At 64.5% G+C, this 16,490-nt stretch carries 14 protein-coding genes and 1 tRNA gene; 7 read left to right on the top strand and 8 right to left on the bottom strand.

Annotation, left to right across the window (positions count from 1 at the left end; translation table 11 throughout):
* The first annotated feature begins 75 nt into the window (after positions 1-75).
* Positions 76-1,383 carry an HlyC/CorC family transporter gene (locus CDO87_RS18680; RefSeq protein WP_100930178.1) on the top strand — a complete coding sequence of 436 codons (1,308 nt, stop codon included), beginning with the start codon at positions 76-78 and terminating at the stop codon, positions 1,381-1,383.
* A gap of 561 nt (positions 1,384-1,944) precedes the next feature.
* Here the strand turns inward: CDO87_RS18680 and CDO87_RS18675 are convergent.
* Positions 1,945-3,222 carry a DUF2254 domain-containing protein gene (locus CDO87_RS18675; RefSeq protein ID WP_254698210.1) on the bottom strand — a complete coding sequence of 426 codons (1,278 nt, stop codon included), beginning with the start codon at positions 3,220-3,222 and terminating at the stop codon, positions 1,945-1,947.
* Between the two features lie 134 nt (positions 3,223-3,356).
* On the opposite strand from CDO87_RS18675, the gene CDO87_RS18670 reads away from it, so the two are divergent.
* Together CDO87_RS18670 and CDO87_RS18665 are read left to right on the top strand one after the other, a co-directional pair.
* On the top strand, positions 3,357-5,759 hold the full coding sequence (locus CDO87_RS18670) for an FAD-dependent oxidoreductase (protein WP_100930177.1): 2,403 nt from the start codon (positions 3,357-3,359) through the stop codon (positions 5,757-5,759).
* Between the two features lie 21 nt (positions 5,760-5,780).
* The gene (locus CDO87_RS18665) at positions 5,781-6,521 is read left to right on the top strand and encodes a nucleotidyltransferase family protein (RefSeq protein ID WP_308213903.1); all 741 of its coding nucleotides are present in this window, start codon (positions 5,781-5,783) and stop codon (positions 6,519-6,521) included.
* 27 nt (positions 6,522-6,548) lie between these two features.
* On the opposite strand, the gene CDO87_RS18660 is transcribed toward CDO87_RS18665, so the two are convergent.
* The 3 genes from CDO87_RS18660 to CDO87_RS18650 form a co-directional block, all read right to left on the bottom strand.
* The gene (locus CDO87_RS18660; RefSeq protein WP_254698209.1) at positions 6,549-6,950 is read right to left on the bottom strand and encodes a response regulator; all 402 of its coding nucleotides are present in this window, start codon (positions 6,948-6,950) and stop codon (positions 6,549-6,551) included.
* 147 nt (positions 6,951-7,097) lie between these two features.
* Entirely contained in the window at positions 7,098-10,097 is a 3,000-nt protein-coding gene (locus tag CDO87_RS18655; protein WP_100930174.1) for a Hint domain-containing protein, read from the bottom strand.
* Between the two features lie 1,199 nt (positions 10,098-11,296).
* Positions 11,297-11,382, bottom strand: a tRNA-Leu gene (locus CDO87_RS18650).
* A gap of 111 nt (positions 11,383-11,493) precedes the next feature.
* Here CDO87_RS18650 and CDO87_RS18645 point away from each other — a divergent pair.
* The 4 genes from CDO87_RS18645 to gap all read left to right on the top strand — a co-directional run bounded on the left by CDO87_RS18645 (position 11,494) and on the right by gap (position 13,939).
* Positions 11,494-12,069 carry a YqaA family protein gene (locus tag CDO87_RS18645; protein WP_100930173.1) on the top strand — a complete coding sequence of 192 codons (576 nt, stop codon included), beginning with the start codon at positions 11,494-11,496 and terminating at the stop codon, positions 12,067-12,069.
* A complete protein-coding gene (locus CDO87_RS18640; RefSeq protein WP_100930172.1) occupies positions 12,066-12,527 on the top strand; it encodes a disulfide bond formation protein B in 462 nt (153 codons plus the stop codon). Before CDO87_RS18645 ends, CDO87_RS18640 begins: the two co-directional genes overlap by 4 nt.
* Before the next feature lie 49 nt (positions 12,528-12,576).
* The gene (locus CDO87_RS27060; RefSeq protein WP_198521752.1) at positions 12,577-12,720 is read left to right on the top strand and encodes a hypothetical protein; all 144 of its coding nucleotides are present in this window, start codon (positions 12,577-12,579) and stop codon (positions 12,718-12,720) included.
* A 217-nt stretch (positions 12,721-12,937) separates the two neighbouring features.
* Entirely contained in the window at positions 12,938-13,939 is a 1,002-nt protein-coding gene (gene gap, locus CDO87_RS18635; protein ID WP_100930171.1) for a type I glyceraldehyde-3-phosphate dehydrogenase, read from the top strand.
* A 133-nt stretch (positions 13,940-14,072) separates the two neighbouring features.
* Here the strand turns inward: gap and CDO87_RS27055 are convergent, their stop codons facing one another.
* The 4 genes from CDO87_RS27055 to CDO87_RS18620 form a co-directional block, all read right to left on the bottom strand.
* Complete coding sequence (locus CDO87_RS27055; protein WP_198521751.1) at positions 14,073-14,234, bottom strand: hypothetical protein; 162 nt, start codon at positions 14,232-14,234, stop codon at positions 14,073-14,075.
* 283 nt (positions 14,235-14,517) lie between these two features.
* A complete protein-coding gene (locus tag CDO87_RS18630; protein ID WP_100930170.1) occupies positions 14,518-15,330 on the bottom strand; it encodes an alpha/beta hydrolase in 813 nt (270 codons plus the stop codon).
* Positions 15,327-15,818, bottom strand: a complete 492-nt coding sequence (coaD, locus tag CDO87_RS18625; RefSeq protein ID WP_100930169.1) for a pantetheine-phosphate adenylyltransferase — start codon at positions 15,816-15,818, stop codon at positions 15,327-15,329. Before coaD ends, CDO87_RS18630 begins: the two co-directional genes overlap by 4 nt.
* A 201-nt stretch (positions 15,819-16,019) precedes the next feature.
* A complete protein-coding gene (locus tag CDO87_RS18620) occupies positions 16,020-16,454 on the bottom strand; it encodes a CBS domain-containing protein (protein WP_100930168.1) in 435 nt (144 codons plus the stop codon).
* Positions 16,455-16,490 lie beyond the last annotated feature (36 nt).

Raw genomic sequence — 16,490 nt, 5'->3', positions numbered from 1 at the left:
CCCCGCGCCGCCAGCGCCCCTTGAACCGCCGCGCCAGCACACCCATAACCGGCCAGAGCAAGGAGAACACCCCCCATGGACCCGCAGACCGGAACCCTCGACGCCGCCTTCTGGATCACCTCCGGCGCGATCCTCGGCCTCATCATGCTGTCCGCCTTCTTTTCCGGATCGGAAACCGCGCTGACCGCCGCCTCGCGCGGGAAACTGCGCGCCGCATCCGACAGGGGATCTTCGGGCGCCGAACGCGCGCTGCGGATCACCGAGGACAACGAACGGCTGATCGGCTCCGTCCTCCTGGGCAACAACCTCGTGAACATCCTCGCCACCTCGCTGGCGACCGCGCTCTTCACCAACCTCTTCGGCGACAGCGGCGTCGCCTGGGCCACGCTCTTCATGACGCTGCTCGTGCTGATCTTCGCCGAGGTGCTGCCCAAGACCTACGCCATCACCAACCCCGAAACCGCCGCCGCCCGGGTGGCCGCGCCCATCGCGGTGGTCATCCGGCTGTTCTCGCCCGTGGTGGCCGCCGTGCGCCTGCTGGTCCGCGGCGTGCTGCGCATCTTCGGCGTGCGCACCGATCCCGACAGCCAGATCCTCGCCGTCCGCGAGGAGATCGCCGGCGCCCTGCACCTCGGCCACTCCGAAGGCGTGGTGCAGAAGGAGGACCGCGACCGCATCCTCGGCGCGCTCGACCTCGGCGACCGCACCGTGGAGGAGATCATGCTCCACCGGTCCAACATCGAGATGATCGACGCCGACACGCCGCCGCAGGACATCCTGCAGCAGTGCCTCGAATCGAGCCACACCCGCCTGCCCGTCTTCCGCGGCGACCCGGAAAACATCATCGGCATGATCCACGCCAAGGACCTGCTGCGCGCCATGTACAAGCTGACCACCGGCGAGAAGGACATCGCCGAGGCGCTGGCAGGCTTCAAGATCACCGATGTGATGATGAAGCCCTACTTCGTGCCGGACACCACCGCTCTCGACGAACAGATGCGCCAGTTCCTGCGCCGCCGGACCCACTTCGCGCTGGTGGTGGACGAATACGGCTCGCTTCAGGGTCTGATCACGCTCGAGGACATCCTCGAGGAGATCGTGGGCGAGATCGCGGACGAACACGACCCGCAGGCCGACCACCAGATCCTGCGCACCGACGACGGCCAATTCCTCGTCGACGGCAACATGACGATCCGCGACTTCAACCGCGCCACCGACTTCACCCTGCCCGACGACGAGGCCAACACCGTTGCCGGTCTGGTGATCTACGAGTCGCAGGTGATCCCGACCGTCGGCCAGGTGTTCAGCTTCCACGGTTTCCGGTTCGAGGTCCTCGCGCGGGAGAACAACCGCATCACCAAGCTGAAGATCATGCCGCTCTGACAGCCACGGGGCGCGACGGTCCGTAGGCCGGAGTTTCACTCCGGCGCGCCGTCCGGCTGCGGCAAAAGCGCCGTTTACCGGCTGGCAAGGGTTTCCCGCTGCGCTGCGGCGTAAAGGGTTAACAACCGGCCGGTTCAGGGGGTCGAAACGGCCGGTTCACCCCTTACAGCGCGTCAACCTCGGTGAACGAACGGTTGCCCGGGGGCGGGTCTTCACCGGATTTCAATCTGTCCTGGCCCTGCCGCGCGCCCGGTTAACCGGGCCTTCCCATGGGGTGTGCGCAGGGCCTGTTTTTGTCGGGATTTCGGCGCGCAAAATGCACCCTGACGGCGGTGGCACCCGACCGTCAGGGTGCCGTCCGACCGGGCTCTGGTATCCGGCCGGACGGGCTTTTTTCGGGTACGTCCTGAGGGTTTGTCGCGGGGGAGGTAAACGGGAAAGAAAGTGGTAACATCAGTACGAAATATGCACATCGGGAACAGTCCCCCGCGACCTGTACAGATTACCACCCGCCTGACGTAAGGTCTTCTGCGCTAGCGTTTATTCCGCGTGAATAATGCCTCAGCCCCCTTCACGCCGCTCTGCCGCACGCTCCAGCCGGACGCGGTCCTGCTCCCAGTCCAGCGCCTGTTTCGCCCGCTCAAGATACTCGTCCGCCCGCGCTTTCGCCGCGGCGCAAAGCTCCGGATCGGGATGGCGCATCAGACCGCCCAGCACCTTCTGCAGGCGCTCCTGCACCTCCCGCACTGCGGCCCCGTCGCGCGCCACCGAATCGAAGGCGTCGCCGATCAGAACCTCCGCATCCAGCGGCCTTGCATGCAGCCGGGGATGCAGCGCCTCGCCGTCCCCCTCCGTCTCATCCCGATACGCCGACAGGATCCGCCCACACCGGTTGATCACATCGATCGCCGTCCCCGGATCGTTGATCCCAGGCGACAGCGCCTTCGACCCGATCTGCGCCATGGTCATCAGCCCGAATCGCGGGTCCTGATCGTAGGTGCGTTCGTCCCCGATGATGATGTTGAGGTGCAGCGCCTCGGACAGCCGTTCGCGGGTCTCCTCATCCGCATCACCCAGCCCGCAGACCTTCGCCAGCGGAGACCGCAGGAAGGCGAAATCCCCAATCTCGGCAAGGAGATAGATGTCGCACTTCAACTCTTCTGCCAGTTTCTGCAGCGGCTCCGGATGGATCATCTGGATATAGCCGGTCTCGGGCGTGGCAACGACGAACCCGTCCTCCGGCACGTCTCCGGTCAGCGGCACGGCACCCAGACACGGCGTGTCCAGCCGCTGGCGGAACTGCAGCGCCGTCTTGTCCTCCACCTGGCGGGCGGAGCTGATCAGACTGCCCAGCGACTGCAGGTGCTGCATCCAGCGGATCAGAGACCAGACGATCAGCGCCAGCATGAAAACCGTGACGACAAACATCACCAGCGCCTTCTCGTCGCCGATATAGCTGACCTCGCGCAGCACGATGGCGGTCAGTGCGTAGACGTAACTGCTGATAAAGGTGGCCAGCGTATTCTGCGTGACCGTGTCCTGCCGGATCAGTTGCTGCAGCCGCGGCGTGAACTGCGAGGCGGTGGCGTGGTTCGTCGACACCATGACCGTCAGCGAGAACGTGGTGACCGTCAGCATGGCCGCGGCGATGATGTCCAGCAGCCGGTCGACGGACGACCCCGCGATCAGGCTTTGCCACTCTTCCGGCAGGACCCGTTCCACGAGTTGCGACAGCGGGATCACCGCCACCGCCAAGAGGCCGAAGGCGGTGACGCGCACCCAGAGGCGCCGAAGGTGGCCACGCAGCACGCGCACCGCCTTTTTCGGAAGAGAGAACAAGGATTTCATCCACGCAGACGTAACACGTCCACGGGCGTTGCCCAGCCCCGTAGTCGCGACATCATGCGTCGCATTCGTGCTAGGCACCGCTTCTGCCGCGTTTAAGCTCGGGTGCAACGAACAGGGAGTCCGCCATGAAATCCACCACCCGCGTCGTCGTGATCGGAGGCGGCGTCGTCGGCTGCTCCGTCCTCTACCACCTGACAAAGCTGGGCTGGTCGGACGTCATGCTGCTGGAGCGGTCGGAACTCACCTCGGGCTCCACCTGGCACGCGGCGGGCGGCTTCCACACGCTGAACGGCGACACCAACATGGCGGCGCTGCAGGGCTATACGATCCGGCTTTATCGCGAACTGGAAGAGCTGACCGGCATGTCCTGCGGACTGCACCACGTGGGCGGCATCACCCTTGCCGACAACCGCGACCGCTTCGACATGCTGGTCGCCGAACGGGCGAAGCACCGCTACATGGGGCTTGAGACGGAGATCGTCGGGCCCGAGGAGATCGCAAAGCTCGCCCCCATCGTGAACCTCGACGGGATAATCGGCGCGCTTTACGACCCGCTCGACGGGCACCTCGATCCCTCCGGCACCACCCATGCCTATGCCAGGGCCGCGCGCATGGGTGGCGCCGAAATTCACCTGCATACCAAGGTGTTGGAGACCAATCCTCGACGGGATGGCACATGGGACGTGGTCACCGACAAGGGCACGATCCACACCGAGCATGTGGTCAACGCCGGAGGCCTATGGGCACGTGAGGTCGGCGCGATGGCGGGCGTCTACCTGCCGCTGCACCCGATGGAACACCAGTACCTCGTGACCGAGGAAACCCCCGAGATCTACGAGCGCGACAGCGAACACCCGCACGTCATGGACCCCGCCGGGGAAAGCTACCTGCGGCAGGAAGGGCGCGGACTGTGCATCGGGTTCTACGAGCAGCCCTGCCGCCCCTGGGCCGTCGACGGCACGCCCTGGGACTTCGGCCACGAACTGCTGCCCGACGATTTCGACAAGATCGAGGACTCGATCAGCTTCGCCTTCCGCCGGTTCCCGGTGCTGGAGCGCGCCGGGATCAAGTCGGTGATCCATGGCCCCTTCACCTTCGCCCCCGACGGCAACCCGCTGGTCGGCCCGATCCCGGGGATGCGCGGCTACTGGTCCGCCTGCGGCGTCATGGCGGGCTTCAGCCAAGGCGGCGGCGTCGGCCTGATGCTGGCGCAATGGATGACCCACGGCGAATGCGAACGCGACGTGTCGGCCTTGGACGTGGCGCGGTTCGGAGACTGGATTTCACCCGGGTACACCCTGCCAAAAGTCATTGAAAACTATCAGAAACGCTTCTCCGTCAGCTACCCGAACGAAGAACTGCCCGCCGCACGTCCGCTGCGCACCTCGCCGATGTACGACATCTTCGACGGCATGGGCGCGGTCTGGGGGGCGCAATACGGGCTGGAGGTGGCGAACTACTTTGCCGAAGGGGACGAGCCGCGGTACGAGACTCCATCGTTCCGCCGCTCCAACGCGTGGGAGGCCACGGCGCGCGAGGTCCGTGCCGTGCGCAAAGCCTGCGGCATCAACGAGGTGCACAACTTTGGCAAGTACCGGGTGACCGGCCCGAACGCGCGCACATGGCTGGATCATGTCATGGCGGGCCGCATTCCGAAGCCGGGCCGCCTGTCGCTGACGCCGATGCTGTCGCCTCCCGGGCGGATCATCGGCGACTTCACCGTGGCCTGCCTGTCGGAAACGGAATTCCGCCTGACCGCATCCTACGGCGCCCAAGCCTATCACATGCGCTGGTTCCTGCAGCATCAACAGGACGGAGTAACCATCGAGAATATCAGCGATTCCTCCACCGGCTTCCAGCTTGCCGGACCCAAGGCGCGGGACATCCTGCAGGCCTGCACCCGCACCGACCTGTCGGACATGCGGTTCCTCGACGTGCGGCGGATGACGGTGGGCATGACCGACTGCCTCGTGCAGCGGGTCTCCTACACCGGCGACCTCGGGTTCGAGATCTACTGCGATCCTATGAACCAGCGGCAGTTGTGGCGGACGCTCTGGACCGAGGGCCAGCCGCACGGGCTGAAGCCCTTCGGGATGCGCGCCATGATGAGCCTTCGGCTGGACCGGTTCTTCGGTTCCTGGGAGCGCGAATACGGGCCGGACTATACCGCCGCCGAGACGGGGCTGGACCGGTTCATCCGGTGGGACAAGGACTTCATCGGCAAGGCCGCCGCGGAGGCAGAGCGCGCCTCTCCCCCGGACCGGCAGCTTGTGGTCTTCGAGGTCGACGCCGACGATGCCGATGTCACCGCCTATGAGCCGGTCTGGATCGACGGCGCGGTGCGCGGCTTCTGCACGTCGGGCGGCTATTCGCACTGGCTGGGAAAGTCGATCGCTTACGCCCTGATCCCGCGCAGCGACGTTCGCGACGACCTTGTGGCAGAGATCGAGATCCTCGGGCGCAGATGCACGGCAAGGTTGCAACCCGCGCCGTTGTTCGACGTTGAGGGCACCCGACTGCGCGGGTAAATCAAGGCCTTAGGGCGCTGCATGGGCGCACAGTCGATCCGTAAACGTCATTGTTTTCTGCGCCGCAGCACACAACCGGTGCGTGTGCAGCGACGATTTTTCTGTCTTTTCAAATGGCTCGCCGTTATATCCATCATCATGCAAGACATCGCCATCCTGATTCCCGCCGCCGGTACAAGTTCCCGAATGCGCGGCAGAGACAAGCTCACCGAGATCGTTTCGGGTGAGCCCTTGCTGCGCCGCCAGGCGCAGACAGCCATGGCCACCGGCGCGCACGTCTGCGTGACTTTGCCGGATTACGATCACCCTCGGGCGGGGGCACTGGCCGGTTTGCCTGTGCAGCTTGTGGGCGTCCCTGACGCGGATCTCGGCATGTCGGCGTCGCTCCGCCGTGGCGTCGCGATGTTACCGCGCGGCATGAAGGCGGTCGTCGTGCTGCCCGCGGACATGCCGGAGATCGAGACGGACGATATCTCCCGCCTGATCGAGGGCTTCCGCGCGACGCCCTACCCCATGCTTCAGCAGGCAACCGCAGCGGACGGCACGCCGGGTCATCCCGTGCTGTTCCCGGCCGATTGCTTCTCTGCCATCCTGCAGCTTACGGGCGATCAAGGGGCGCGGGATATCCTGAAAGCGAACGCGCACCGGCTGCGCCGGATCGCGCTGGCCGACGAACGCGCGCTTGTCGACCTCGACACGCCCGAGGCATGGGACGCATGGCGCGGGCGTCCGCCGGAAAAGCTGAGTGTCCCGGCTGAGTAAGTCGGGACAACGACTAATTCCTTTGGATCAGTTCAGCCGCGCATGCCGGGTCATGACCCGCTGCACGGACGGTCCGACGAAATCCCGCTTTGCCCAAACCTCGCAGACATTGGCGGCCTTCGCCTTCGCGTACATGAACGGTGACGGGAAGTCGCTGACGATGACCACCGGCACGCCCTTCAACGCCTTGTCGTTCGCCATTTCCTGAACGAGGTCTACGCCCATGCCGTCCGGCAAAGCGTTGTCCAGAAAGACGATGGAGATCTGTCCGTCCTTCAGCCGTTGGCGGGCTTCCTTCAGATCGCGGGCGACGATCATCGGTACGTTCGGGCACTGCTTGGCAAAGACACGGCGCATCATGCGCCTGTCGAATTCCTGATCGTCCACGATAAGGCAGTGTTTGTCCGTCTTCGCCATCGGTCCAGCCATCTCCAGCCCTTCCCGATCTTGGCTCACAAGGATTGCGATCCTGTTAATTGATTGATTTCCCTTAAAACTCTTGGAAAGAAAAAGGGCGACCTTTGGGGCCGCCCTTTTCCCATCGCCGCATCAAGCGGCGATGGCTGCATATTCCGTTCAGCGCGTCAGCAGCGCGGCCTCGTGCTTCTTCAGCGAGCGGCGGGCAGAGGCATAGGCCTTGATGCCTTCCGCTTCGGCCAGCTCCGGGAACAGTTCCAGAATTTCCTGACGCTGGGCATTGCCGATGCCGGCAAGGCTGTAGTCGCCGGGCTGGAAGCTCTCGGTCCATGCGCCGTTCGACAGCACCACTTCGTGCTGGTCGAACATGATGTGGATGTAGGAGACAGAACCCACTTCCACTTCTTCGACACCCTCCAGACCCAGCAGGTGCTTGGCGGCGACAAGGACTTCGCGCTCTTCGAAGTAGAGGGCGGTCTTGTCGTTCGCCACCAGCACGCGGTGGTTCGGAGATACCAGCGTGTCGTGCTCCGGCAGGTTGTTGCCCAGCGAGCCCTGCTTGATCAGCACCGGGCTCAGGTGCGGCTTGCGCGCCAGTTCATGCCCGGTCAGGTCCTTGCGGCCGACCCACTTGATCTCCTGGATCCCGTTGTCGCGGGTGATGACCCGGTCGCCGACCTTCAGGTCCTCGACCAGACGCTCGCCGCGCGGTGTGGCGATCAGCGTGCCGGGGGTGAAGCAGGGCACCACTTCCTCGATCTCGAAGAAGTCCATGGTGCCGGTCACTGCGCCCGAGCCGTCAAGGAACTCGACGGTGCCGTCGATGCCGTTGCCGTTGGAGTCGGTGGTCACGTTGGTCAGGCGCCAGTCGACATCGCGCTGGCCCACGCCGGACAGGTTCAGGATGTCGTAGTCCTGGTTCGGCGCATCCGCCGGGTCGGCCACGTCGACAAAGCCGCCGGAGCCACCGTCCACGACGTCGCCGGCGCCATGCGCCGCGCTGTCCACGAAGATCACGTCGCGGTCGGACCCGCCCTGAATGTCGTCGACCCCGGCACCGCCGTTCAGCGTGTCGTTGCCCTGCCCGCCGATCAGCGTGTCATTGTCGTCGCCGCCAGAGATCTCGTCGTCGTCGATGCCACCGTCGAGGTAGTCGTCGCCGGAACCACCCTGCAGCGTGTCGTCGTCATCGCCGCCAAAGATCGTGTCGTTGCCGAGGAAACCCTGCAGCAGGTCACGGTCGTTCTCGGTGTTGACGTCGATGTCGTCGGTCAGTTCCAGCGTCGCGATGTTGGAGCCGTCGATGTAGTCATGGCCCTGGCCACCGTCGATGGTGTCGGAACCATGGCCGCCGATCAGGGAGTCGTCGCCCTGGTTGCCACGGATCAGGTCGTCGTCGATGCCGCCGTCGATGGTATCGTTGCCGCCACCGCCAGTGATGGTGTCGCGGTCGTCGCCGGTCTCGATGTAGTCGTCGCCGCCTTCGCCGTCGATGGAGTCACGGCCGTCTTCCTGGTTCGGGTCGCTGGTGAAACCGAAGACATCGCGCAGCGGGCTGCCCGGTGCAAAGGCCGGATCGTCGTTCTCGTAATCGGAGAAGGTGTCGGTGCCCGCGATGATCGTGTCATGGCCCTGGCCGCCGTAAATGGTGTCGGAGCCCTGCACGTCGTACAGGTAGTCGTCGCCGCCGCCGAGGTCGACGAGGTCGTCGTCGATACCCGGAAGGACGGTGTCCGCACCGCCGCCCGCGACGATGGTGTCGTCGTCGTCACCGGTAGAGATCAGGTCCGCGCCAGAGGTGCCGGTTTCGGAGTCGAGGTCGTCGGACGGGTCCGGATCTTCGTCGAAACCGTCGAGCGGGTCGAACGGCTGCAGGCCGGGTGCAACCGGGAACACGTCGGTGTCGATGCGGCCTTCGGAGATCTCTACGCCCACGCCCACGATCATCTCGGCCGAGTCGGTGCCGCCGTTGCCATCGGAAATGGTGTAGGAGATGCGGTCCACGCCGACGAAGCCGGCATTGGGCGTGTAGGTCACTTCGCCCGTGGTCGGGTCCAGCGTCGCGGTACCGTTGGCCGGCGTCCCGATGGAAGTCACGGTCAGCACGTCGGCGGGATCAGCGTCGGTGTCGTTGCTCAGCGGCTCGATCACCACCGGGGTCGCCGGGTCGGTGGAAACGATGTCGTCCATTGCCACCGGCGGGATGTTGGTCGGCGTGCCGCCGTCGGTCACGGTGATGGTGACAGTCGCGGTGGAGTCGTTGCCCGGGGTGCCGTCGTTCACCGTGTAGGTGAAAGTGTCGGTGCCCACGAAACCGGTGTTCGGGGTGTAGATCACCTCGCCCGTGGTCGGATCGATCTCGGCGGTGCCGTTGGCCGGGGTACCGACAGAGGTCACGGTCAGCGTGTCGCCTTCCGGATCGGTGTCGTTCGCGGTCACGTCCACCACGACCGGCGTATCGTCGTCGGTGCTGGCGCTGTCGTCAACGGCGCTCGGCGGCAGGTTGTCTGCCACGTCAACGGTGGAGAACTCGACTTCGGAGATCAGAATGCGCTGGTCGGACTCGCCGCCGTTCGCGTATTCGATGACGATCTGGCTGATCGGACCTTCGATTTCCACCAGCGCGGAGCCTTCCGGCGTTTCGAAATCGTCGGTCCGGGTCTCGCCATCGATCGTGGAGCCGTTCACCGCTGCCGTGCCAGACGGCGTGATGGTCACCGGGACCGGGTTGCCCGCAGCGTCGTATGCGGTGATCGTCACGATGTCCTCGAAGGAGCCCGCGACGCCCGTCTTGTCACCGGTTGTGCCGGTGTCGATGTCGTTCAGTCGGAAGGACACGTTCTGCACGCTGTTGGTATAGAGCGCGGAGTCGGTCGACCGGAAATCCAGGGTGGTGGTGGAGGTCGCCTGGGCAAACCCCTCGACCTCGCCCACGAGCTTCAGGTGCGACTGCGGATCGAACGTTTCGCCATCTGCCAAGTAGGCCGGAGCGTTGAACGTGATCGCCTGTGCGCCGGGCGAGATACCGTCGTACGTGACGTCGACGGCCACGCCGCCGGTGTCCACCGTTGCGGACACGCCGCCTCCCAACACGTCGGTGTCGGTCAGTGTTGTGCCGAAGGCCCCGATAAGACCCCAATCCAGAACCAAGTCAGCCATACTATAGACCCTCTATATCGTCGTGGGGGCATGCCCCTGGCGTATGCGCGCCATGACAATGCCCACGGCACTGCCCGTTTCCTCATCTGCACTGCTCTGGATATCCCGACGTGTCGGGTGTTGCCTCTACCCACGTTTTTTCGTGGACGAAGAACACCTTAGCGGCACGGGAGGATTCTCCCCCCTCGCGTCACGCCGGGTCATCGAAACCCGAGCCGTTCAGCGGCCGCCCCCGTGGCCAATGTCTTCACCCCCCAGTTGGGCTTGAAACGTTAATACGGCGAAGCTGCCCCAGTCGGAAAGGAAAAATGGCGCAATCCGGGCAGCCTTCGCCGCATCCGCGCCGCAAATCGGGCGAAAAAAGGCAAGTATCGCGGGCGTTTGGCTGGAAATTGTATCTCAGGCTGCAACAGGTGAAGCCAGATATTGACGCACCGGCTGGAAAATGCACCATATATTGTGCGCACGCGAGCCTCACACCCCACATTATGTCTCAAAACGGAAACAGTGAAATGAGGCCCAATTTAGGCTGCGTCGTGAGCGTCAGGTTGCCACAAGTCTTGTCGTTTTGTCCTTTCAGACGAACCAATTCCGCAGACTGGGCCAAATTGGTCACCAGATCGTGCCGAGGAAGGCGTAAATCACCCGAATCATTCGAGGCAAATTGGGCACTTCCGCCCAATTCAACCCTAAGTAGACCTTTGCCTGCAAGTAAAGGGGTCACTTTTCGGCCAGATTTCGCCTGAAACAACGCCCGCCGAGGTGTGAAACCATCATGTCGGCCAACATACGTGCGACTTCTGCGCTTGACTGACCGCAATTGTGGCAAGTGCGTTCTGTTTGTTTCAGCTTGCGCTTAGGTTGAATTGTGTCGTCTTGGCGGACTTGCCAGGTACGAACCGGCCGCTTCACCTGGCGGACGATCCAAACACCGCCGCCCCGCCTCAAAGCGGCCGGGAACCGGGACACGGCCACCACGCTCGGCCGGCGCCGACCGCAAGGCGTCATCGTCCTCCGCCTACGAAGTGCGCACGGGACGCCGCAGTTGTGTCTCCTTTGGGCCGCGCACCTGTGGCGCCGGCTGGCCGCCGAACGGCAATCGTCGACCGATGCGACCACCACTATGCCCGCACCTCGTCCGTCAGGACCAGGCCCTGTTCCGCGTCACGTCATCCAGGAATGTCTGAGGATTTTCAGGCTGGTACCCAAGGTCGGACTCGAACCGACATGACCTTTCGGCCGGGGGATTTTGAATCCCCTGCGTCTACCATTCCGCCACTTGGGCCCGGGCCCGACATTTAGCGGCCCCGATCCGCGTCGTAAAGTGTCAAACCGCACAGCTTGACGCCCCCGGCCCGCCATGTTCAATCGCTGCGACAGCGAAAAGGAGTGCGCGATGCGCCGCATCTACGACTGGACCATGGCGCAGGCAGGTGGGCAGCACGCGTTGCTTGTCCTTGCCCTTGTCTCCTTCATCGAGGCCTCGATCTTTCCGATCCCGCCGGACGTGCTGATGATCCCGATGATCCTCGCGGCACCTTCCCGCGCCTGGCTGATCGCCCTCGTGGCCACCTTGTCCTCGGTGCTGGGTGGCCTCCTTGGCTACGGCATCGGCTTCTTCTTCTTCGAAACGCTGGGCCAGCCGATCCTCGAGTTCTTCGGCAAGGCCGACAAGATGGTGGAGTTCAACGCCACCTTCAACGGCGCCGGGTTCTGGGCGGTCCTGATCGCGGGCGTCACGCCCTTCCCGTTCAAGGTCATCACGATCATGTCCGGCTGGACCGCGATGCCGCTGGCCACCTTCCTCACCACCGCCCTCATCGCCCGCGCGATCCGCTTCTTCGTGGTAGCCGGTCTGCTATATGCCTTCGGCGCACCCATTCGTGACTTCATCGAGAGGTATCTGGGGCTTGTGTTCACGGCGTTCGTCGCGCTTCTTGTGGGTGGCTTCCTGTTGCTGAGATACATATGACCCGCAAGACACTGACCCTGCTCGCCACCCTCGGTTCTGCCGCGCTGATCCTCGGGGCGCTCGGCTTCCAGTACATCGGCGGGCTTTATCCCTGCAAACTGTGCTACTGGCAGCGTTACGGCCATTTTGCCGCGATCGCCGCCGGGGTCGTGGCGCTGTTCGTCCCGGCCCGGGTGCTCCTGTGGATCGGCGCCGCCGGTGCGGGGTCGTCCTCCGGCATCGCGGTCTATCACACCGGGGTGGAGCGTGGCTGGTGGGAAGGTCCGACAACCTGTTCCGGCGGCCCGGTCGGCAACCTGAGCACGGACGAGCTGTTCGACCAGATCATGAACGCGCCCGTCATCCGCTGCGACGAGATTCCGTGGGAAATGTTCGGCCTGTCGATGGCGAACCTGAACATCGTGGCCTCTGCGGTGATCGCCGTGCTCTTCATCCTCGCGGCCCGCGCAAAGGCGTGACAGCGTCCCCGCGCTCTGGCATGACCGGCAAAGGCAAGCGGAGCGCAGCATGACCAACAAACTGGCCCTCATCCTCGGCGGGATAATCGCGGTCCTGATCGCCGCGGACCTGACGCTGTACGACGGGGCCAACCTGCTGTTCCTCGGCAAAAAGCTCTACTGGCTGATCGACTACGTTGCCTTCTGGCGCTGAACGCCCGGGCATCCCGAACCGCCGACCCTGCCCATCCCGGCGACACCATGCCGTGACCCTTGGCGCGTGCCGTTGGACTGCCGCCAGAGCCGTCGCAGCACCCGCCGCGCCCTTGACTTCGCGGGTGCCGGATGCTTGGTAGCGTTAACATCACTTGACCGGGCGCGCCACGCCGCGGACGCTCGCTGCAGAAGACTGCTACAGAGAGGACACTCCCATGACCGTCACAGTCGCCATCAACGGTTTCGGCCGCATCGGCCGCAACGTGCTGCGTGCCATCATCGAGTCCGGCCGCACCGACATCGAAGTGGTCGCGATCAACGACCTCGGCCCGGTCGAGACCAATGCCCACCTGCTGCAGTACGACAGCGTGCACGGCCGTTTCCCGGTCGAGGTGACGCACACCGACGACAGCATCGACGTGGGCCGCGGCCCGATCAAGGTCACAGCGATCCGCAACCCGGCCGAGCTGCCCTGGGGCGATGTCGACGTCATCATGGAATGCACCGGCATCTTCACCTCGAAAGAGAAATGCCAGGCGCACCTGTCGACCGGTGCGAAGCGCGTGCTGATCTCCGCTCCGGGCACCGATGCCGACAAGACCATCGTCTTCGGCGTGAACGACGGCGAACTGACCAAGGACGACCTGATCGTCTCGAACGCGTCCTGCACAACGAACTGCCTGTCGCCGGTCGCCAAGGTGCTGAACGACGAGATCGGCATCGTGAAGGGCTTCATGACCACGATCCACTCCTACACCGGCGACCAGCCGACGCTGGACACGATGCACAAGGACCTCTACCGCGCCCGCGCCGCGGCGCTGTCGATGATCCCGACCTCGACCGGCGCGGCCAAGGCCGTGGGTCTCGTTCTGCCGGAACTGAACGGCAAGCTGGACGGCGTGGCGATCCGGGTGCCCACGCCCAACGTTTCTGTCGTCGACCTGACGTTCGAGGCCGCGCGCCCGACCACGGTCGAGGAAATCAACGACGCGATCCGCGCCGCAGCCAACGGCCCGCTGAAGGGCATCCTCGGCTACACGGACAAGAAGCTGGTGTCGTCGGACTTCAACCACGACCCGCATTCGTCGATCTTCCACACCGACCAGACCAAGGTCATGGACGGCACGATGTGCCGCATACTGACGTGGTATGACAACGAGTGGGGCTTCTCCAACCGCATGTCGGACACTGCTGTCGCCATGGGCAAGCTGATCTGAGGCATTTGGCCCCGGGGCGGCCCGTCCGCCCCTGCCGGGCACATTGATGCCGGCACAAAGAAAAAGGCGCCGTCCTCACAAGGGGCGGCGCCTTTCGAATTCTGCGGTGTCCTGTCCGCGGGTCGCGTCTGGTTCAGCCACCATAGACCGCCTGGTAGGCGATGCGCGGCATGTCGGCGCGTGCGATGTTCAGGTCGCGGGCGGTGTCTTCCGGCATGGAAGTCAGTTCGAACAGGGTGCGCTTGTACTCGGCGCGTTTCGCCATCCGGCCGCGGAAGTTGCTAACGAAGCTCATGTCGTTTCCTTTCAGTCTGCGTTTCGTTACCGCCAACATAGTCACGCTGCGGCGCAGCACAATTGTCGTATGGGCCGGGTCGCCATGCACGGAATGCAAAGCAACCTAAGGGCAATCTTAACGCTGCCATGCAGCATTGACTGCGCGGGTCGGAGCCGATCACTTCGATGTCAGGAAGAGCCGCGAACTGCGTGTCTGCAGACCCGCCAACATCTTACGCCTCAGGACCACCTCGGCATGGACCAAACCGGCGCGCCAGAAGCGAGTGGAAGTGGATGGAAATTCAGCGGGCGATGCCGTCGATGAACGCGTCGATGCCCGTCAGGTAACCAGGCTTGCCGAACAGGTCGTCATGACCGCCCAGCTCGATCGGGACCAGCGACGTGTCGCTCCCGGCCGCTTCCAGTGCGGCGGCCACGCGTTCGCCGTGGCCGAAGGGGATCAGACCGTCCACCGTTCCGTGCAACACCAGCGAAGGGGCCGTCACCCGGCGCGCGTCGTTCAGGCTTTGCCACTTCTGGACGCCGGGGACCAGGCAGGCGGGCAGGAAGGAGCGCGCAGCCATCAGCTCGCACAGCCGCGCGTAGGGCGCCGCGAGGATGAGCCCGTCCACCGACCGCTCTGCCGCGACATGCAGCGCAAGGCCCGTGCCCAAAGAATAGCCGTGCACAATGACCGGGCCGTCTTTGCCCACCAGTTGCGGCAGGGCGTCATACGCTGCCAGTGCGTCGGCCTTCAGGCGGTCTTCGGACGGTGTTCCGGGCACGCCCCCGCCGCCGCGATAGCCCATGGCCACGACGCTGCGCCCGGCCTCCGCATGATGCCGCAGCATGGGGGCGAAGGCGGTCAACGCGCCGACGTTGCCCATGAAGTACATGACGACCGGCGCGTCCGCCTCACCCACGTGCTTGTAGACCCGCAACGGGCCCGCGTCGGTCGGCACGTCCTGCGCGTCGAAGCCCGGCTCCATCAGTTCGGTCTGGTTGTGAAACGGATAGACCAGACGGGTATGCACCGACACCGCCGCCACGGCGTAAGCCGCGTACAGCAGGACACCAACGGCCACGGCCAGCAGGACTGCGCGGCGCGCTCTCACCCCAGGCGCGCCTCGAGCGCGTCGCGCACCGGCGGCGTCACGAACTTCGACACGTCCCCGCCCAGCCGGGCGATCTCCTTCACCAGTTTCGAGGCAATCGCCTGATGCCGCGCCTCCGCCATCAGGAACACCGTCTCAACCGAATCGTCGAGCGAGCGGTTCATGCCGACCATCTGGTATTCGTATTCGAAATCCGCGACGGCACGCAGGCCGCGCACGATGACCGAGGCGCCGACGTCACGGGCGCAGTCGATCAGCAGGTTCTCGAACGGATGGGCGATGATCTCGCAGCCGGTCTCTTCGGCGATGCCGACGCACTCGGCCTCGACCATGGCCACGCGCTCTTCCAGCGTGAACAGCGGCCCCTTGTCCCGGTTGATCGCGACACCGATCACCAGCCGGTCGACCAAGGTGGCCCCGCGGCGGATGATGTCGATATGGCCCAGAGTTATGGGATCGAAGGTGCCTGGATAGAGGCCGATGCGCATTTTGAGGCTCCCCCGTATTGCTCGCCGCGCGCAAACGCAACAATATTGCGCCAGTGAATGCAAGGGGGAAACCCGAGACCCCCGGTCCGCGCCTCGGGATCGAAGATGACAGCACGTGGTTTTCGGCTGTCAGCGGCAAGCTCAGGCGGACGCGTCTGCGGCCGGGTATGGAACAGGCGCCTGGAGGGTCCCAGAGAGGCGTCAGTGCCCCATGATCATGCCTTCGAGGGCCGTCTTCTCCATCGCCAGTTCGCTCAGCTTCGCCTTGACCACGTCGCCCAGCGTGATGAGCCCGACCATCTTGCCGTCCTCCACCACGGGCATGTGGCGGAACCGGCCCTCCGTCATCTTGGAAAGGATCTCGTCGGCGTTGTCGCCGCGTGCGCAGGTCACCAGTTTCTTCGTCATGTAGTCGTCGACCGCGTCCGATAGGCAGCCCGCCCCGTTCGAGGCCAGCACCCGCACGATGTCGCGTTCGGACAGGATGCCCTCTGCCACCACGCCATCCGAAGAAATCACCACCGTCCCGATCCGTTTTTCCGCAAGGATCTTGGCTGCATCGGCGACCTTCGTGCCCGGTTTGACCGTATACACGCTGTCGATGCCCTTGCTCTTCAGAATCTGCTGGACCTGCATGGCGATGCTCCTCGTCTGCGATGACTTTCACCCAGC

It is taken from the genome of Sagittula sp. P11, assembly GCF_002814095.1.
Classification (GTDB): domain Bacteria; phylum Pseudomonadota; class Alphaproteobacteria; order Rhodobacterales; family Rhodobacteraceae; genus Sagittula.
This window is presented reverse-complemented; position numbering and strand designations above follow the sequence as displayed.

Bases quoted from the DNA above. Each gene is read 5' to 3' on its own strand.
- CDO87_RS18680 (WP_100930178.1), top strand. From the start codon at position 76: ATGGACCCGCAGACCGGAACCCTCGACGCCGCCTTCTGGATCACCTCC.
- CDO87_RS18670 (WP_100930177.1), top strand. From the start codon at position 3,357: ATGAAATCCACCACCCGCGTCGTCGTGATCGGAGGCGGCGTCGTCGGC.
- CDO87_RS18665 (WP_308213903.1), top strand. From the start codon at position 5,781: ATGGGCGCACAGTCGATCCGTAAACGTCATTGTTTTCTGCGCCGCAGC.
- CDO87_RS18660 (WP_254698209.1), bottom strand. From the start codon at position 6,950: ATGGCTGGACCGATGGCGAAGACGGACAAACACTGCCTTATCGTGGAC.
- CDO87_RS18655 (WP_100930174.1), bottom strand. From the start codon at position 10,097: ATGGCTGACTTGGTTCTGGATTGGGGTCTTATCGGGGCCTTCGGCACA.
- CDO87_RS18645 (WP_100930173.1), top strand. From the start codon at position 11,494: ATGCGCCGCATCTACGACTGGACCATGGCGCAGGCAGGTGGGCAGCAC.
- CDO87_RS18640 (WP_100930172.1), top strand. From the start codon at position 12,066: ATGACCCGCAAGACACTGACCCTGCTCGCCACCCTCGGTTCTGCCGCG.
- CDO87_RS27060 (WP_198521752.1), top strand. From the start codon at position 12,577: ATGACCAACAAACTGGCCCTCATCCTCGGCGGGATAATCGCGGTCCTG.
- gap (WP_100930171.1), top strand. From the start codon at position 12,938: ATGACCGTCACAGTCGCCATCAACGGTTTCGGCCGCATCGGCCGCAAC.
- CDO87_RS27055 (WP_198521751.1), bottom strand. From the start codon at position 14,234: ATGAGCTTCGTTAGCAACTTCCGCGGCCGGATGGCGAAACGCGCCGAG.
- coaD (WP_100930169.1), bottom strand. From the start codon at position 15,818: ATGCGCATCGGCCTCTATCCAGGCACCTTCGATCCCATAACTCTGGGC.
- CDO87_RS18620 (WP_100930168.1), bottom strand. From the start codon at position 16,454: ATGCAGGTCCAGCAGATTCTGAAGAGCAAGGGCATCGACAGCGTGTAT.